This window comes from Rhodococcus sp. BS-15, assembly GCF_000813105.1.
Classification (GTDB): Bacteria; Actinomycetota; Actinomycetes; order Mycobacteriales; family Mycobacteriaceae; genus Rhodococcoides.
Genome location: NZ_BAOX01000030.1, coordinates 1 through 18003 on the forward strand (window position 1 = coordinate 1; position 18003 = coordinate 18003).

The window sequence follows — 18003 nt, forward strand, 5'->3', positions numbered from 1 at the left end:
CGGACCACGCACCGGAGCCAGGCGAGCGCGCTCGGCGGTGGACAGCAGGTCCACATCGCCGATCAGCAGATCCGGCTCGCTGGTCAGAGCGTCGAGCATCCGTACGAGGCGGCGGGCGAGCTGCGCCATGCTCGCGGCGTCGAACAGTTCTGTGACGTAGTCGAAAACGACTGCGGGAGTATCGGACTCGTCGACAGTGACGACCAGATCCATGCCGATCCCGTCCCTCGGCAGTGCGGACGGACCGAACCGGAGCGCTACCTGAGCAAGCGGGCTGTGCGATTCCGAGCCCGGCAGACCGAGGGCCACAGCGACGTCGTCGAACGACGTATGACCGTGCGCCATCGCAGCATCGAAGTCGATGCCGGAGGCATCGACGAACTCGGCGAACGAGTGGCGAACGTCGGGCCTGGTCCGGAGTACCACGGTGTTGTCGTCATCCGCGGGCACCGCGATCGACACGTCGTCGGTGTTCGCCAGTCGCGAAAGCAACACGGCGAGAGCGGATTCGAAGACCACGAACGGAGTCGTGGAACGTTCGGCCGCCAATCGAGCCACCCCGGACCACGATTCGGATCCGATGATCACCTCGTGGGATGCGCGAACGTGACCGATGTGCGAGGGGCGCGGTCGGTCGGTCGGAAGATCGAGGAGATCCGGGGCATCGGCGAGCCGATCGGTCCAGTAGGCGAGCTGGGCTGCGGCGCGACGCCGGCGTTGGCCTTCGCGTGCGCTGTCCGGATGTACGTCGAGAACGGCGACATCGGGCCCGGCCGCGATGAAGGATTCCACCATCTCCACGAAGCTCGAATGGTGCGCGGTGAGGTCGTCGTCGTCGTAGCGGTTGGGGTTGGCCCTGAAGTCGACGAACGTCCTGGCCGGAGAACCGCTCTGATACACGTTGACCAGAAGATCCTCGACCGGGCCCGAGGTCACGATGTTGAACTCGCCGACGATCGAGCCCAGGTTGATCTGCTGATGGAACAGCATCATGTTGACCATCGGGCCGGAAAGCTGTTTGTCGCTGCCCGAGGCCGCCAGCTCGCGCCGAATGTCCTCGATGCTGAAGCGCTGATGCCGCAGGGCACCCATCAGTTCGAGCTGCACCTGCTGTACCAGCTCGCCGACGGTCGCGTCCTGCGGCACGTGGATCGAAATGGGTGCGACGTTGACCAGCATTCCACCGGATCGGCGAAGCAGTGCGGTGGTGCGCGCGGACACCGGGATGTTGACCGAGACGTCCTCTCGCCCGGTCATTCGCGAGAGATAGCAGCCGAAGGCGGCGATGAACACCGCGGCCGCGGTTCCGCCCTTGGTCGCGTCGGACGCCTCGAGGTCGGCGACGACATCCTCGGGCAGAGCGACGCTGCGCAGTTTACTGGCGGCGATCGTGCGACCGGCCGTGTTGGACAGAGAAGCCCCGTCGTGGATGTCCGCGGCGCGAGCCGTCCAGTACTCCTTGTCGGACTCGAAGCGGGACGACGTCCGGTATTCCTGATCGAGCTCGTAGAGTCGGCGAAGCTCGGCCGCCTTGTTGGGGGCAGGCTCGACGTGTTCGACGGCCGCCGTGTACAGGGCTGCGGTTCGATTGACGAGCGTCATCGCACCGTAGCCGTCGAGAGCAACGTGGTGAATTTTGCTGTACCAGAGGTTGCGATCGTCCTCGACCTGGATGATCCAGCTCTCGACGAGGGGATCGTGTTCCATGTCGACCGGCTGCACGTAGTTCTCGTCGATCCAGTGCAGCGCCGAGGTCATGGGATCGTCTTCGCCGCGCAGATCCAGGTAGTGCACGGACTGGTCGATGGAGTGATCGACCATCTGGACCGGTTCGCCGTCCACCTCGGCAAGTCTGAGGTAGGCAGATTGGAATTCGTGTGCCGCGCGAGCCGTCGCGTCTTGGAGCACGGCGATGTCGAGGTTGCCGCGAAGGTCGACGTATTGTGCGATACAGACCGGGACGTCAGGGGCCAGCTGCTGGGCGAACCACATGCCACGCTGAGCGGACGACAGCGGGAAGCCGTTCTCGAAACCGGGGCCGGTCGGGGGCGTCTGAGACCCACCCGTAATTGCTGCGCGCATTCACTTGCCCTTCGGCGGCACGGTCACGGCGGCGAAGGCCGACGTCGAGTCGAACGACTCGGAGCCCTCGGTTCGGTTCGGACTGTCGAGCCGCGGCGGCCTGTGCGCGCGATTGAGCAATTCTGGCTTCCGTTCTGGTCTGCGTTCGTGTCGATTCACACACGTTCGGTGGTGATATGGCTGTGGATCAATTCGTCGCGCACTGCCGACCGGATTGAAACAGGGAGAGAACCCGGTTCTACCGAATGAAACAAACCGTGAGTTCAATGAATGAGTGTGTGGTGATCCTCGAATCCATCGTTCGGTACGACATGAACTCCCCTCCCCGCCAGGCGTACGACACGCTCGACAATGTCGGTGTCGATACTGTTCTCACACACCAACGCGAGACCGTCGGTCATCCGCTGAAAGCCGACCCGGAAATTCCGCGTCGAGCACCCCAGCGGCTTACAAAGATACAACATCGGCGAGATTCTTTTGTGCAGTAATCATAAGAACCATCGATCGCCGTCTCCAGCCTGTTACAGAAGTGACCTCGAGTGCTACCCGAACGGATGCTATTCGGTCGAACGAATGACTCCGCAGGACGCACACCACGGCATGGCCCTGTTCATATCCGACTCGACGATGCAATAAACCGCTATTTACCGACTCGGCGATTGTTTCAGGAGGCGGAGCGGCGGCGTCCGGCCAGCAGCGTCGCGCCGAGGGCTCCGACGGCTGCCAGACACAGCACGAGTTCCGATCCGAGGCCGATCCGTGTCGCGACGGTGAGGGATTGTCGCAGTACAACACTGGACACCAGCACGTCGGGGGTGAAGAGCGGCGTCTGCTGCAGGAGGTGCCCGTCCGGCGACACGATCGCGCTCACGCCACTCGTCGCCGCCACCACCACAGTTCTCCCGTGCTCGACGGCTCGTACTCTGGACATGGCGAGTTGTTGGTACGTCATTTCGGTGTCGCCGAAGGTCGCGTTGTTGGTGGGTATGGCGATGAACTCTGCGCCCGATCGGACCGATTCCTCGAGGGCGCGGTCGAATGCGACTTCGTAGCACGTCGCTATTCCGGCCGGTATTCCCCCAGCGTGTACCACTCCATTTCCGTTGCCGGGGACGAAATAGCCCGCTCGGTCGGCATATTCCGAAAACAATCGGAAGAAACTTCGGAATGGCAAGTATTCGCCGAACGGTTGAATTATCTTCTTGTCGTGCCGCTCACCGGGCCCATCGGTACCGTTCCACGCAATCACCGAATTCGTGTTCGTGCCATCGGCATTGACCAGTACGGTGCCGACGAGAATCGGAGCCCCCACAGCCACCGACGCCTGTGTGATGAGAGTCGCAGCGTCGGTATTTCTCAACGGATCGATATCGGACGCATTCTCGGGCCACACGACGAGATCCGGGGCAGGCTGCCTGCCGGCCTCGACGTCAGCGGCCAACGTCATCGTTTCCCGGACGTGATTGTCCAGTACCGCTCGCCGCTGTGCGTTGAAATCCAGACCCAGACGCGGAACGCTTCCCTGGACGGCCGCGATCGTCACCGTCCGTTCGTCGTCCTCCGGCGCGTCGTTGCTGTGCAGTGTCGGTAGCAACGCCAGCGCCACGATGGACGCGGCCGTCGTGGCAGCCACCGGTCCGAGGAACGAACGCGCTCCGTCTCGCCGACCGACCGCGACCAGCAGCGCCGCCGTTCCGGTTCCGGTCAGTGCCACGCCGAAACTGAGCAACGGTGCACCCCCGATGCTCGCCAAGGGAAGCAGCCAGCCCTCGGGTTGTCCGAATGCCAACCTGCCCCACGGAAAGCCACCGAAGGGAACACTGGATCTGAGCCATTCGGTGAGGCTCCAGGCCAATGCCATCGACAACGGCCACCAGGCACTCCGTGCCGCCAACACCCCGAGCACGCCGAACATGCCGACGAAGACGGACTCGGCGACGGCGAGCGCCAGCCAGGGCATCGGTCCTACGTACACACCGATCCATGGGAGGAGCGGAACGAAGAATCCGAGTCCGGCGGCACAGCCGTAGCCGAATCCCGCTTTCAGCGATACCGACCTGCGGCCGCCGAAGCCGGTCAGGACAAGGGCCAGCAGCGCGATACCCACCGGTGCCAGGAACCACAGTGTTCGCGGCGGAAAGCTCGCGAATATCAGTGCACCACCGGCAACGGAGAGCGCCGTGGACATCGCGCCCCGGCGTAGCCGCTGCGCTGACGAGGCCACTGTCCCGGCACCCGAGGCGGACTCATTTCTCATGGATGACCTGTCCGCGATGCACGGTCATCGAGCACTGTGGGCTGGTGGACGATGGGTCGAGACCGGGCAACGGAGATACCCCCGCGCGTGGGTCCGTCGACCAGCGTTGAACGCTGTCCTTGGGTGCTCGGACGACCAGTTCGTCGACCTCCCACACCGCAAAGGACGCGGGAGCTCCCGGCACCAATGTCCCTGCCAATCCGTCTCGGACTCCGCCTGCGCGCCACGCCCCGCGGGTACCGGCCGAGAAAGCGGCCCGAGGCGAAATGGCACTGCCCGGCGTGTGGTGGTTGACCGCGGCTCTGACGGTCGCCCACGGATCGAGTCGGGTCACCGGCGCATCCGAACCGAATCCGAGCGAGACCCCCGCCGATGCCAAGCGCGCGAACGGATGGAGCGCCGATGCCCGGTCTGCGCCGAGCCGTGCCGAGTACAACCCTCCCGTACCGCCCCACAGTGCGTCGAACATCGGTTGCATGCTGGCGATCACGCCCCACGAAGCCAATTTGTCGGCCTGCTCGGGTGCAACCATTGCCAGGTGTTCGAGCCGATGCCCGCACGCGGCGACGGCAGGAGTTCCGAGCTCGGCCACCACCCGCTCGAATGCGGTGACGGCAGCCGAGATCGCCGCGTCACCGATGACGTGGAAACCAGCCTGTACTCCGGCCGTCGTGCACGCCGAGATGTGTGCGGCGATCGCATCGACGTCCTCGTACGGCACGCCCGATCCGGAGCTGTCGGCATACGGAGAGGACAACCACGCGGTCCGCGACCCCAGCGAGCCGTCGACGAAGATGTCACCGGCCAGCCCGTGGGCGCCGGTGCTTTCGAGTAGCTGCCGCGCCTGCTCGGCCGTCTCGACCAGCTCGCCCCAGTATCCGCGAACCTCCACCCCGTGTTCGGTGGACATCAGTGCACGGAAGTCGTCGATACCCGACACGATAGGACCGGCACATTCGTGAACGGCCACGATTCCCTGCGCCGCGGCACTGTCGAGCGCAGCCGTTCGAGCCCGCTTTCGGGTGTCGGCCGTGATCATCGACCGTGCCGTCAGCCGCGCGTGGTGATGCGCGGCAGCGGTGAGCGGGGACTGCTCCGAGAATCCGGCGGTGGATTCGATGCCGGTCGCGGCAACGCGCAACGGCGTCGAGACGGCGGCCGAATGCGAATCGATGCGAGTGAGATACACCGGCCGCCCGGGCGCTGCCGCATCGAGGTCGGCGCTCGACGGTGCACGACGTTCGGGCCACTCGGTTTCGTCCCAGCCGTGTCCCCAGACCAGGGCGTCCGAGGACGACGATGCATGTTCGGCGAGCACCCGCATGCAGTGTTCGAGCGAGGTGCAGCCGGACAGATCGAGTCCGATCAACGACAGGCCCAGATCGGTGACGTGCACGTGAGTGTCCACGAACGCCGGTGCCACGAAGGCCCCGGCCAGGTCGGTGACGTGGACCCCTGGGTGGAGGGCTCGGCCGGTGCGATCCTCACCGATCCAACTGACGATCCCATCGGTCACGGCCATGGCGGTGGCGTCGGAAGCCGTCGGACTGTAGATCCGTCCGCCGCAGAACAATTCGGTGGTCACGAACGCCCAGTCTGCCCCTACCGGTGTGGCTTCCGGAAATCCCCAGCGGCGGGATCGGATCGGTCGGGCTCGATCACCTGTCCCTCGAGGATCGCCGCAGGACCTGATGCATTCGGTGTTCGCGTGCTGTCGTCGACGTGATCGTCGAGTATCTCACCGTCGATGACGGTGGGGCGCATGCGCCGCGTCGCAGTCGCAACCTGCGGCAACCAGCGTGCGGCGGCCCACATCACCGCTGGGCGTAGCAGCCACCTGGTCGGCGGGATCAACAACAGCAATCCGATCACCGTGGTCACCAGACCCGGCACGAACATTGCAACCGACCCTGCGGCGAAGAGAGCTCCATCGGCCACGGCCCCACCGGCCGACCGCTCGCCTCGCGATGCTCTCTGCAGACCGTCCAACACGCGTCTGCCCTGCGATCGCACCAGCAGTGACCCGATCAGCGATCCGCCGATCAGCAGTACGACGGTCCAGAGCACGCCGAGCGCGCTTCCCACGGCGACCAGAGCCGCGACCTCGACCACGACATAGAGTACGAACAGAGCGAGCATGACGGTCCTTTCTTCGCTTCACCGGTACAACGCGCGGGGCATCGAAATCGCTCCCGAAGTGACCGGTTTGCCGGGAAGTTCTCTAGGAACCCGGCCGGACGAGACCGGTTTCGTACGCCAGAACGACCGCCTGGACTCGATCGCGGACGCCCAACTTCGTCAGGATTCGGCCGATGTGAGTCTTGATCGTCGCCTCGGACAGATGCAGGCCGGCCGCTATCTCGGCATTGGACAAGCCGGTCGCCAAGTGCACCAGCACCTCGCGCTCACGGCCGGTGAGAGCGTCGAGCACGGAGGCGTCGGAGGTCGACGGGGTCTGTGCGACGAACCTCGAGAGCAAACGCTTGGTGACCTTGGGTGAGACGACGGCATCGCCCGCGGCCACGCTGCGAATCGCGGAGACCAGGTCTTCCGGTGGAGTGTCCTTGAGCAGGAATCCACTTGCGCCCGCCCTGAGCGCACCGAGCACGTGTTCGTCGAGATCGAAGGTCGTCATCACCAGAACCTTGGCGTCCGAACCCGATTCGGTGATGGTGCGGGTGGCGGCCACGCCGTCGATACCGGGCATGCGGACGTCCATCAACACCACTGCCGGTGACAGTCTGGCCACGGCCTCGACGGCACCCGCCCCGTCGGCGGCCTCCCCCACCACCTCGATGTCGTCCTGCGCCTCGAGCACCATGTTCAACCCCATGCGCATGAGTTCCTGGTCGTCCACGACGACAACGGTGATCGGCACCGACCCAACCTAGCCCTCACTCGATCGGCAGCGTCGCCCGCACGAGCCAATTGCCGTGTGGCGTCCGACCCGCGTGCAGGGTGCCGCCGAGCACCGCTACTCGCTCGCGCATTCCGAGCAGTCCGTGTCCACCGCCGACCGCGGACGTCGGTGCGCCGGAGCCGGTGCCGTTGTCGGAAATCTCGACGGTGACGGCCTCTTCTCCGCGAACGACCTTGACGACGGCGCGCGGCGCATGGCCGGCGTGCCGTAGGACATTGGTCAGCGATTCCTGGACCAACCGGTGCACTCCGAGGCTGATCGCCGGGCTGATGTCGTCCAGGTTTCCGGTCTGTTCGAGCTCGACGTTCAACCCGGCGCGACCCATCATCTCGACGACACGGGCCAGGCCTGCTGTCCCGTACTGGGGCATGTCGTCCGAGTCGGGGGACGTCCGCAGCAACGCGACCGTGCGACGCAACTCCGCGAGCGCCGACCGGCCCGTGGCGGAGATGTTGGCCACGGCCTGCTCCGCGCGATCGGGGTTGCGCCTGATGGCATACGAGGCACCGTCGGCCTGGACCACCATGACACTGACGCTGTGGGCGATGACGTCGTGCAGTTCGCGTGCGATGCGCGTGCGCTCGGTGATCACGGCCTCTTCGGCACGCCGGTCCCTGTCGTACTCGGCCACGACGAGACGGGCCTGCGTCGCTTCGTCATATGCCTGCGGGCACCGAGAAATTCCGCCGCGACCCACGACAGCGCGTACATCAGCGCGCTGAACAACAGTGTCGTGAAGACCGGTTGGGCGAACAAGTACAGGTTCGCGGCGGTGTAGGCGGCGAGTGCGGCGGCATAGATGCCGCCCTGGACTCGACCCACGTACGCAACCAGGGTGTAGAGCATGATCGGCAGGGCCAGAGCGGCCGGGTGACCGTTGTACGCGTCGCCCACCAGGCTGCCCGCTATGTCGGAGCAGAGCGTGGTGACGAGAGTGAGTGCTGCGATCGAGCGAGGCAGACGGCGCCGCCACGCGACGGGAATCGTCAGTACGACCGAGAACACCAGGAACAACGGTCCGTTGAGACCGTCGACCGAGCTGACGAACACCAGAATGTCGACGACGAACAGCCCGGCCGCCAGTAGGGCATCGGCCACGAACGGCTGCCCGCGGAGCCACAGACTGAATCGACGCATGTGATTGAGTTTGCCGTATGACTGCTGCCGACTGGGGATTGCTGATGGTCGCTGCCACGGCCGCCGGCTGGGTCGACGCCGTGGTGGGCGGAGGTGGGCTCATCCTGTTGCCCGCGATTCTCCTCGTGGCACCTCAGCTGACCCAACAGGCAGCGCTGGCGACGAACAAGGCGACCGCCGTATTCGGTACCGTCGCCGCCGTCGTCACCTTCGCGCGGAAGGTCTCGCTGAACTGGGCGGTGCTGATTCCGGCAGGCGTCCTCGCCGCCGTGGCCTCGGCGGCAGGCGCTGCTGCGGTGTCGTTGATCGATCGCGAGCTGTTCATCCCGATCATCATGGTCGTTCTCGTCGGTGTGGCCGTACTGGTCACCTGCCGTCCGACCATCGGTCTGACTGCGGCACCGTCGCCGCCCACCCATCGCAAAGTTCTGATCGTCATCGGGTGCGCAGCCGCCGGAATCGGCTTCTACGACGGCATCCTAGGGCCCGGCACCGGAACGTTCCTGATCATCGTCTTCGCCACGATGCTCGGAACCGAGTTCGTGCGCAGCGCCGCGATGGCCAAGGTCATCAACGTCGGGTCCAACATCGGTGCCCTCGCCTTCTTCGCCGTCACCGGCAGCGTCTACTGGCAACTCGGAGCGGTCATGGCGGTGTGCAACGTGCTCGGTGCCGTCCTCGGGTCGCGGACAGCGGTCGCCCGCGGTGCCGGATTCGTGAGAATCGTCCTACTCGTCGTGGTGGTGGGGATGGTAGTTCGCCTCGGATGGCAGCAATTCGGCTAGCGTCTTCAGGCGTGACGAGACAATCGGATCGGTCGGTCGACGCCGACTTCCTGGCTCTGCCCCTGCAGGCCCTCGCGGACGCCGCCCTGAGCACGGCTCGGTCGGCCGGGGCAACGCACGCCGATGTTCGCGTGCAGCGCTTGACGACTCAGTCGATCTCGCTGCGCGACGGCTCCGTTCAATCCGCAATCGACGCCGGGGAGATCGGTCTCGCCGTGCGGGTCGTGGTCGACGGCACCTGGGGTTTCGCATCGCACGCCGAACTCGGCACCGACGCAGCCGCAGCCACGGCCCGGAGTGCAGTCGAGGTGGCCACAGCGCTGCGCGCACTCAATCGCGAACGCGTGGAACTCGCTTCCGAGCCGGTGTACTCGAATGCAACGTGGGTGTCGGAGTACGACATCGACCCGTTCGAGGTACCCACCGCCGAGAAGGTGACACTGCTGGCGGAGTACTCGTCCCGGCTGGCCGCGTCGGACGGCGTCGACCACGTCACCGCTTCGGTTCTGGAGGTCAAGGAACAGACGTTCTACGCGGATCTGGCCGGTAGCAGCATCACTCAGCAGCGGGTGCGACTCCATCCACAGTTCGAGGCCACCACGGTGGATCGATCCGCCGGTGCGTTCGAGACCATGCGCACCCTCGCGCCCCCCGTCGGACGAGGCTGGGAGTACCTGGGTGAGCACAGCACGTGGGACTGGGCCGACGAGCTGGCCCGTATCCCCGAATGGTTGGCCGAGAAGGTGAAGGCGCCGTCCGTCGTGGCAGGCCCGACCGATCTCGTCATCGATCCGACCAACCTGTGGCTCACCGTTCACGAATCGATCGGGCACGCAACGGAATACGATCGGGCCATCGGCTACGAGGCCGCCTACGCCGGCACCTCGTTCGCGACCCCGGACCAGCTGGGTACATTGTGCTACGGATCGCCGATCATGCACGTCACCGCCGACCGAACCTAGGTCAACGGCCTGGCCAGCATCGGCTGGGACGACGACGGAGTGGCCTCGCAGAGATGGGACCTGGTGCGCGACGGGACACTCGTCGGCTACCAACTCGATCGAGTGTTCGCCCCGAAACTCGGTCTCGAGCGGTCCAACGGTTGCTCGTACGCCGATTCCCCGCATCACGTTCCCATCCAGCGCATGGCGAACGTGTCGCTGCAGGCCGACCCCGACACCGATCGATCCACCGCCGACGTCATCGGTGAGGTGGAGGACGGCATCTATGTGGTGGGCGACAAAAGCTGGTCCATCGACATGCAGCGCTACAACTTCCAGTTCACCGGCCAACGCTTCTACCGAATCCGCAACGGCGTGCTCGACGGCCAGGTGCGTGATGTGGCGTACCAGGCGACGACCACCGAATTCTGGGGCTCGATGGAACTGCTCGGCGGACCGTCCACGTGGCGACTCGGCGGCGCATTCAACTGCGGCAAGGCCCAACCCGGGCAGGTGGCCGCCGTCAGCCACGGCTGCCCCGTCGCGTTGTTCCGCGGCGTCAACGTCCTCAACACCCGATCGGAGGCAGGTCGATGATCGCGCCGCAGCTCGTGATCGAACGTGCACTCGCCTGCGCGAGTGTCGACGACACCATCGTGATCGTCACCGACTCCAGCGACGCCACTCTTCGGTGGGCCGGAAACTCCATGACCACCAACGGAATTGCCACCTCGCGGCGCTGGGAAGTGATCTCGATCGCGCGAGGGTCCGACACCGTTCGCGTGGGCACAGTGTCGTCGACGAGTGTCGACCCCGAGGACATCGCGGCAGTGGTTCGGGCGAGCGAAGGGGCAGCGCGATCGGCAGAGCCTGCCGAGGACGCGATGCCGCTGCTGCCTCCGGATTCGGTCGGTGCTGCCTCCGGCTCGGAGAACTGGGACCGCACAGCGGCGCACACGTCGATCGACGTGTTCGGTCCGCTGGCAACGGAATTGAACGTCGGTTTCGATGGCGACGACACACTGTACGGATTCGCGCAGCACACCGTCGACAACGTCTGGCTCGGAACCTCCACCGGTGTGCGTCGTACGTTCACGCAGCCCACCGGATCGGTCGAGATCAACGGCAAGCGATCCGGGGCGAGCGCCTGGGTGGGCACCGGAACCACCGACTTCCGGGATGTCTCGGCCGGAACCATGTTGTCCGAGCTGTCCACCCGACTCGGCTGGGCCCGAAACACAATAGAACTGCCCGCCGGTCGCTATCAGACTCTGCTGCCCCCGTCGGCGGTGGCCGATCTGATGATCTACCTGATGTGGACCATGGAGGGCCGCGGAGCGCAGGAGGGCCGCACCGCACTCTCGCGGGCCGGGGGAACGCGCGTCGGCGAGAAGCTCACCGATCTGCCACTGACGTTGTACTCCGATCCACGCGTATCCGGACTCGAGTATGCGCCGTTCGTGGTCGCCGGGTCGTCGAGTGATTCGGTATCGGTGTTCGACAACGGCATGGACATCGAGCGTGTCGACTGGGTGCGCGACGGTTCGGTGGCGGCCCTGTCCTACCCGCGCGCAGCAGCGCGCAAATTCGGCGCACCCGTCGCGGTCCCGGGCAACAATCTCGTCATGACCGGCGGCACCGACATCCGGCTCGACGAGATGGTCGCCGCAACCGAGCGCGGCCTGCTGCTGACCACGCTCTGGTACATCCGAGAGGTCGATCCCACCTCGCTGCTGCTCACCGGGCTGACCAGAGACGGCGTCTACGCCATCGAGAACGGTCGAATCACCGGTGCGGTGAACAACTTTCGCTTCAACGAGAGCCCACTCGACCTGTTGCGACGCGTCACCGAGGCGGGCGCGACGGAGGCGACACTGCCGCGCGAGTGGAAGGACTGGTTCACTCGCACGTCGATGCCGCCGCTACGCATCCCCGACTTCCACATGTCCTCGGTGAGCGCCGCTCAGTAGGGCTCGGTAGCTCGGCCTACTTGTCGGGGCCGGAGAGCTCGAGAGCGATGTTGTCGGGGTCGCGGAACTCCAGGATGGACAGTCCGGGCCCTGCGTCCTTGATGCCCTCGTGCGTGATGCCCAACTCGTCGAGTGTCTTCACGGCGTCCTCGAGCGCGGCGCGGGTGTCGACGGTGAAACTGAGGTGATCGAGCCCGCAGCGGTCCTCGGCGAACGTGTCGTCGCTCGGCGCGACCGGGCGCAGACCGAGCAGACCGCCACCGAATTTGTAGATGACGCCGCCGAAGAGGAACCACAGGGCCTTCTTGGTCTCTTCGTCCGCGTCGGGATCCCAGGCGTACGCGACGTCGAAGCCGAACACCGAGTCGTAGAACGACCGGGACCGGTCGATGTCGCTGACGGTGAGGCGAACATGGTTGTAATCGGTCACTGCGATTGGCACGTGGTGCTCCATTCCGACAGCAGGGGAAGCTGCCTCACGAAGCATTCGGAACTGCGCATGCAATCGATGGCACCGATCGCGACTCAGGCCGCGGTGATCGCCAGCCCGATGGAGCCGCTCTTGCCCCGGCGCAGCACGCTTCCCTTGACCGTGAGCCATCCGATGATGCCGTACTTCGACGCTATCGCTGAGCGGGCCTTCTCCGTCTCGGCCGCGTCGAGTATCTCGGCCCGCGCGTCGACCGCGTCGCCCTGGGGGTTACCGCGCATGTCGCACGGTGCCAGGGTGACTGCGGGGTTGCGGCGTATCCGTTTGACCTTCCACGAATCGGCCACCGTCCATACCAGCAGCCGATCCCCGTCGAGGGCACCCCACAGCGGGGTCGGCACCCCGGTGCCGTCCTTCTTGAACGTCGTCAGCAGTACGTACTTGCCCTTGGCAATGTCTTCGAAGGTGGCAGCCATACCGCTCAGAGTACGTCGCTACTCCCCTTCGAGCTCGCCCTCGGTTTCGAGATACACCTGGCGCAAACCGTCGAGAACCTGCGGGTCCGGCTCGGCCCACATCTTTCGCTCGGCCGCTTCGAGCAGCCGCTCGGCGATACCGTGCAGCGCCCACGGATTGGACTGTTGCATGAACTTCTTGTTCTGCTCGTCGAGCACGTACGTCTCGGCCAGCTTCTCGTACATCCAGTCCTGCACCACGTCGGTCGTCGCGTCGTAGCCGAACAAGTAGTCCACGGTCGCCGCCATCTCGAAAGCGCCCTTGTAGCCGTGCCTGCGCATTGCTTCGAGCCACCGCGGGTTCACCACCCGGGCGCGGAACACCCTCGCGGTCTCTTCCGAGAGCGTGCGCGTGCGAACCGATTCCGGGTGTGTGCTGTCACCGATGTACGCCTCGGGCGACTTCCCGGTCAACGCACGCACGGTTGCGACCATGCCGCCGTGGTACTGGAAGTAGTCGTCGGAGTCGGCGATGTCGTGCTCACGCGTATCGGTGTTCTTGGCGGCGACGGCGATCCGCTTGTAGGCGGTGCGCATGTCGTCCGAGGCGGGAACGCCGTCGAGACCGCGCCCGTACGCGAAGCCGCCCCAGGTGGTGTAGACCTGCGCCAGATCGTCGTCGCTGCGCCAGGTCTTGCTGTCGATCAGCTGCAGCAGACCGGCACCGTACGTGCCCGGTTTCGATCCGAAAATGCGTGTGGTGGACCGTCGTTCGTCACCGTGCTCGGCGAGATCGGCCTGTGCATGCGCTCGCACGTAGTTCTGATCGGCCGGCTCGTCCAATGCGGCGACCATCCGGACCGCATCGTCGAGCAGTGCGAGCACGTGGGGGAACGCGTCGCGGAAGAATCCACTGATGCGGACCGTCACGTCGATGCGGGGACGGCCGAGCTCGTCGAGGTCGATCACCTGGAGCCGCGTCACCCTGCGCGACGCCTCGTCCCACACCGGCGAGACTCCCAGCAGGGCGAACACCTCGGCGATGTCGTCCCCGGAGGTCCGCATGGCCGACGTGCCCCACACCGACAGGCCGACCGATTTCGGCCACTCCCCGTGATCCTGGCGGTAGCGGGCGAGCAAGGATTCCGCCATCGCCTGCCCGGTCTCCCATGCCAACTTCGACGGCACGGCCTTCGGATCGACGGAGTAGAAGTTGCGGCCGGTGGGCAACACGTTGATCAGCCCGCGCAACGGTGAACCGCTCGGCCCCGCCGCGATGAAACCGCCGTCGAGTGCGTGCAGTACCTGGGCGATCTCACGCGAGGTGCCGCGCAGACGCGGAACGACCTCGGCTGCTGCGAATTCGAGAATCTGTGCAACCACGCTGCCGTGTTCGCCCGCCACCCGCGCGGCCGCTGCGGGATCCCACTGCGCTGCCTGCATCGCCGCGACCAATCCGTGGGCCACGGCCTCGATACTGTCGACGCGGGTACGGTCCTCGTCGCCGTCCTCGCTGAGCCCCAGTGCTTCTCGGAGACCGGGGACAGTCTGCTCCCCGCCCCACATCTGCCGAGCCCGCAGCATCGCGAGGACCAGTTCGACCTCGGCGTCTCCGACGGGTTCCTGGCCCAGGATGTGCAGCCCGTCGCGGATCTGCACGTCCTTGATCTCGCACAGCCACCCGTCGACATTGAGCAGCATGTCGTCGAACACTTCCTCGTCGGGGCGCTCCTCGAGCCCGAGGTCCTTGTGCATCTGCGCGGCCGTCATCAGGGTCCAGATCTGCTGGCGGATCGCAGGCAGCTTGGCCGGGTCGAGTGCCGAGATGTTCGCGTGCTCGTCCAGCAATTGCTCTAGCCGAGAGATGTCGCCGTAGCTTTCCGCACGTGCCATCGGCGGAATCAGGTGATCGACGAGAGTTGCGTGCGCTCGACGCTTGGCCTGCGTGCCCTCCCCTGGATCGTTGACGAGGAACGGATAGATCAACGGCAGATCTCCCAGGGCCGCATCGGTTCCGCAGGAAGCGGACATACCGAGTGTCTTGCCCGGCAACCATTCCAGGTTGCCGTGCTTGCCCAGGTGCACCATGCGTCCGCACCGAAGCCGCCGTCGGCCTTCGTGGCCGAGATCCACCGGTAGGCCGCCAGATAGTGATGGCTCGGCGGCAGGTCCGGGTCGTGATAGATCGCAACCGGCTTCTCGCCGAATCCGCGCGGCGGTTGCACCATGATCACCACGTTGCCGAATTGCATGGCAGCGATGACGATTTCACCGTTCGGATCGGCAGACCGATCGACGTAGAGATCGCCCGGCGCCGGTCCCCAATGCTCGACGACGCCATCTCGCAGATCCGCGGGAAGCTGCTCGAACCACCGGCCGTACTGCGCGGCCGAGATACGAATGGGATTGCCCTCGAGCTGGGCGTCGGTGAGCCAGTTGGGATCCTGGCCGCCGCGGGCGATCAGCGCATGGATGAGCGCGTCACCGTCGCGAGCAGCCAGACCCGGCACAGAATCCGGGCCGTCCAGCGGCCCGAGGTCGTAACCCGCGGTGCGCATGTCCGACATCAACGCGATCGCGCTTGCCGGAGTGTCGAGGCCGACGGCGTTGCCGATCCGCGCATGCTTGGTGGGGTAGGCCGAGAACATCAGGGCGATACGGCGATCGGCAGCCGGAATGTGGCGCAGCCGGGCGTGTCGTACGGCGATGCCTGCCACCCGAGCGGCGCGCTCGTGGTCCGGGACGTACGTGGTCAAGCCGTCGTCGTCGATTTCCTTGAACGAGAACGGGACGGTGATGAGCCGGCCGTCGAATTCCGGTACCGCGACCTGCGTTGCCACGTCCAGGGGGGAGAGTCCGTCGTCGTTCTCGGCCCACGTCGCGCGGGAACTCGTCAGGCACAGACCCTGCAGGATCGGCACATCGAGCGCAGCCAGCTCGGCGACGTCCCAGGCTTCGTCGTCCCCACCGGCCGACGCTCCGGCCGGTTTGGTGCCTCCGGCGGCCAGGACGGTCACGATCAGGCGTCCGCCGACTTCAGAGTGTCGAGCAGGTCGGCTTCCGCGGTGCGCAGCGACGCGCAGTAGATCGGGAGCGCGGTGGCTCCGGCGTTCTCCACTGCGGTGGAGAGAGCATCGATGTACGTGGTGTTTCCGGCCAGATGCTGGGCGCGGTAGTACAGGATCGCCACCGTCGGACCGGCTGACTGCGGAGCGGCGTGCCGTTCGAGGTGGCCCCAAGTGGGCAGGTGCCGTGGAGCATCGAAACCGTGGCCGGTCAGCAACACGGTGTCGGAGAGAAAGTTGTACAGCTGACGGAGGTTGTCGGATCCGCCCTCGGCCAAGTAGTTGTGCGCTTGCGCAGCAACGTTGGCGGGCACTGTCGAGATTTCCATCAGGTCCGCGTCGGGTGCCTGCTCACCGCCGAGCACCACGACCGGCAGTCCGGTCGCGAGAACCGCGTCGATGCCCGACTCCCACGAGCGCCTCGATCCCAGAATGCGCACGATGATCAACTCGGCCGACTCGGCCATCGCCGGAATGTCCTCGGCGAGCAGCCGGGAAGGGTTGCCCCAGGTGAAGTCGGCTCCACTGGCACGGGCGCTGAGCAGATCGGTGTCCGACGTGGACAGCAACAAGAACACGGGTAACGCCCTCCTCGGGGGTTTCGCGCCCCTGACTTCGGTAGTTCGAATGATCGGTGAAAGCTTCTCTTCGACTCGTCGGCGAGAGGGTCTGACTCCTGCCCCGTCCCGTAGGACCGAAGGCCATCACAGTGGCGCGACCGTACCGGATTTTCGCCGGTTTCCTCTCGGCCGGAGCGTGAACATCGAATGCTACCGAAGCGAGCGTGGAATCGGGCCACCCGTTGCGCTTGTAGCCTGGTGACCATGAGTTCGCCAGAGAGGTCGGTGCCCGACGGCTGCCCCGGAGCCCTGACGACCCATCTGGCCGCGGACGGGCCGCTGGCACGAGTTCGGCTGCCGGGCGGCGTCGTGTTGCCGGGGCAGATGCAGGTACTGGCGCAGGCCGCTTCGGAGCTGGGTGACGGCACGCTGGAACTGACCTCGCGGGGCAATATCCAGGTGCGCGCGGTGTCGGACCCGGACGGCTTCGCGACCAGGTTGGCCGACGCAGGGTTGCTTCCGTCCCCGACTCACGAGCGAGTGCGCAACATCCTCGCTTCGCCTCTGTCAGGCCGGGTGGGCGGCCTCACCGATGTGCGCGCGCTGATCGGTGCGCTGGACGAAGCCCTCTGTGCGCGGCCCGATCTGGCGGACCTGCCGGGGAGGACACTGTTCGCACTCGACGACGGCCGAGGCGACGTGTGCGGACTCGAACCGGATTTCGGCGCCTACGCCCAGTCCGACGGGTCCTACGCGGTGCTGCTGGCGGGCCGGGACAGCGGCGTTCGCGTGGACCGCGACAGTGTCGTATCGACGTTGCTGAACTGCGCGGGCGCCTTCGTGGAACTGCGGCAGTCCCAGTGGCGGGTGGCCGAGTTGGGCGATGGACCGGCACGGATCCTCGACCGTCTCGGGCTCTCGGCCGGCCCCGACCTACCGATGCCCGCACCCGTGGAGGTGCCACCGATCGGATGGCTCGACCAGGACGACGGCCTGGTGGCGTTGGCCGCCGGATTGGCCAACGGTGTACTCGGGGCGCGGCTCGCCGAGTTCCTCGCGGCCATCGACCGCCCGCTGATCATGACCCCGTGGCGATCGCTGATCGTGTGTGATCTGGACGAGGAACCGGCCGAACAGGTCGTCCGGGTGCTGGCTCCGATGGGACTGATCTTCGACGCGGCATCACCGTGGATTCGAGTGAGCGCCTGCACCGGATCGCCGGGGTGCGAGAAGTCGTTGGCCGACGTACGAGCCGACCTCTCCGCGGCAGTCGATGCCCGAATGACTCCGCGCGGCGAGCGGCAACACTGGTCCGGGTGCGAACGGCGTTGTGGACGGCCCAAGGGCGAGGTGACCGACGTCATCGCGACGGAAATCGGCTACCGGGTGTCCTGAGTGGTG

General features: G+C 65.9%; 10 protein-coding genes and 3 pseudogenes. 4 read left to right on the plus strand and 9 right to left on the minus strand.

Going from position 1 to position 18003, the window contains the following annotated elements:
* The 6 genes and pseudogenes from RHBS_RS06270 to RHBS_RS06295 all read right to left on the minus strand — a co-directional run.
* The coding region (locus tag RHBS_RS06270) for a condensation domain-containing protein (protein ID WP_237669043.1) at positions 1-2082 on the minus strand (2082 nt) is incomplete at its 3' end.
* A 664-nt stretch (positions 2083-2746) separates the two neighbouring features.
* Positions 2747-4339: an apolipoprotein N-acyltransferase gene (gene lnt / locus RHBS_RS06275; RefSeq protein WP_374700538.1), complete on the minus strand. Its 1593-nt coding sequence runs from the start codon at positions 4337-4339 to the stop codon at positions 2747-2749.
* Positions 4329-5924 (minus strand): amidohydrolase, encoded by a 1596-nt coding sequence (locus tag RHBS_RS06280; RefSeq protein ID WP_128645178.1) that lies wholly within the window; start codon positions 5922-5924, stop codon positions 4329-4331. Before RHBS_RS06280 ends, lnt begins: the two co-directional genes overlap by 11 nt.
* A gap of 17 nt (positions 5925-5941) precedes the next feature.
* Positions 5942-6478: an FxsA family protein gene (locus RHBS_RS06285; protein WP_121869848.1), complete on the minus strand. Its 537-nt coding sequence runs from the start codon at positions 6476-6478 to the stop codon at positions 5942-5944.
* Positions 6479-6560: 82 nt separating this feature from the next.
* Positions 6561-7217 carry a response regulator transcription factor gene (locus RHBS_RS06290; RefSeq protein WP_128645179.1) on the minus strand — a complete coding sequence of 219 codons (657 nt, stop codon included), beginning with the start codon at positions 7215-7217 and terminating at the stop codon, positions 6561-6563.
* Between the two features lie 16 nt (positions 7218-7233).
* Positions 7234-8396 (minus strand): annotated as a pseudogene (locus RHBS_RS06295) (sensor histidine kinase).
* Positions 8397-8413: 17 nt separating this feature from the next.
* On the opposite strand from RHBS_RS06295, the gene RHBS_RS06300 reads away from it, so the two are divergent.
* The 3 genes and pseudogenes from RHBS_RS06300 to RHBS_RS06310 all read left to right on the plus strand — a co-directional run bounded on the left by RHBS_RS06300 (position 8414) and on the right by RHBS_RS06310 (position 12092).
* On the plus strand, positions 8414-9181 hold the full coding sequence (locus RHBS_RS06300) for a TSUP family transporter (RefSeq protein WP_128645180.1): 768 nt from the start codon (positions 8414-8416) through the stop codon (positions 9179-9181).
* Positions 9163-10719: pseudogene (locus RHBS_RS06305) on the plus strand (TldD/PmbA family protein). Before RHBS_RS06300 ends, RHBS_RS06305 begins: the two are co-directional and overlap by 19 nt.
* Positions 10716-12092: a metallopeptidase TldD-related protein gene (locus tag RHBS_RS06310; protein ID WP_128645181.1), complete on the plus strand. Its 1377-nt coding sequence runs from the start codon at positions 10716-10718 to the stop codon at positions 12090-12092. The pseudogene RHBS_RS06305 and the gene RHBS_RS06310 overlap by 4 nt, the downstream one beginning before the upstream one ends.
* Positions 12093-12108: 16 nt before the next feature.
* Here RHBS_RS06310 and RHBS_RS06315 read toward each other — a convergent pair whose 3' ends face one another.
* From RHBS_RS06315 to cobN, 3 genes and pseudogenes are all read right to left on the minus strand, one after another.
* Positions 12109-12534: a VOC family protein gene (locus tag RHBS_RS06315; protein WP_128645182.1), complete on the minus strand. Its 426-nt coding sequence runs from the start codon at positions 12532-12534 to the stop codon at positions 12109-12111.
* 83 nt (positions 12535-12617) lie between these two features.
* Positions 12618-12998 (minus strand): PPOX class F420-dependent oxidoreductase, encoded by a 381-nt coding sequence (locus RHBS_RS06320; protein WP_128645183.1) that lies wholly within the window; start codon positions 12996-12998, stop codon positions 12618-12620.
* A gap of 18 nt (positions 12999-13016) precedes the next feature.
* Positions 13017-16620, minus strand: a pseudogene (gene cobN / locus RHBS_RS06325) (cobaltochelatase subunit CobN).
* Between the two features lie 246 nt (positions 16621-16866).
* Between cobN and cobG the strand changes: the two are divergent.
* Entirely contained in the window at positions 16867-17997 is a 1131-nt protein-coding gene (gene cobG / locus RHBS_RS06330; RefSeq protein ID WP_128645184.1) for a precorrin-3B synthase, read from the plus strand.
* Positions 17998-18003 lie beyond the last annotated feature (6 nt).

What these genes read in the sequence shown, in the direction of transcription:
- lnt (WP_374700538.1), bottom strand. Translation starts at nt 4,339, where the DNA reads ATGAGAAATGAGTCCGCCTCGGGTGCCGGGACAGTGGCCTCGTCAGCG.
- RHBS_RS06285 (WP_121869848.1), bottom strand. Translation starts at nt 6,478, where the DNA reads ATGCTCGCTCTGTTCGTACTCTATGTCGTGGTCGAGGTCGCGGCTCTG.
- RHBS_RS06300 (WP_128645180.1), top strand. Translation starts at nt 8,414, where the DNA reads ATGACTGCTGCCGACTGGGGATTGCTGATGGTCGCTGCCACGGCCGCC.
- RHBS_RS06310 (WP_128645181.1), top strand. Translation starts at nt 10,716, where the DNA reads ATGATCGCGCCGCAGCTCGTGATCGAACGTGCACTCGCCTGCGCGAGT.
- RHBS_RS06320 (WP_128645183.1), bottom strand. Translation starts at nt 12,998, where the DNA reads ATGGCTGCCACCTTCGAAGACATTGCCAAGGGCAAGTACGTACTGCTG.
- cobG (WP_128645184.1), top strand. Translation starts at nt 16,867, where the DNA reads ATGAGTTCGCCAGAGAGGTCGGTGCCCGACGGCTGCCCCGGAGCCCTG.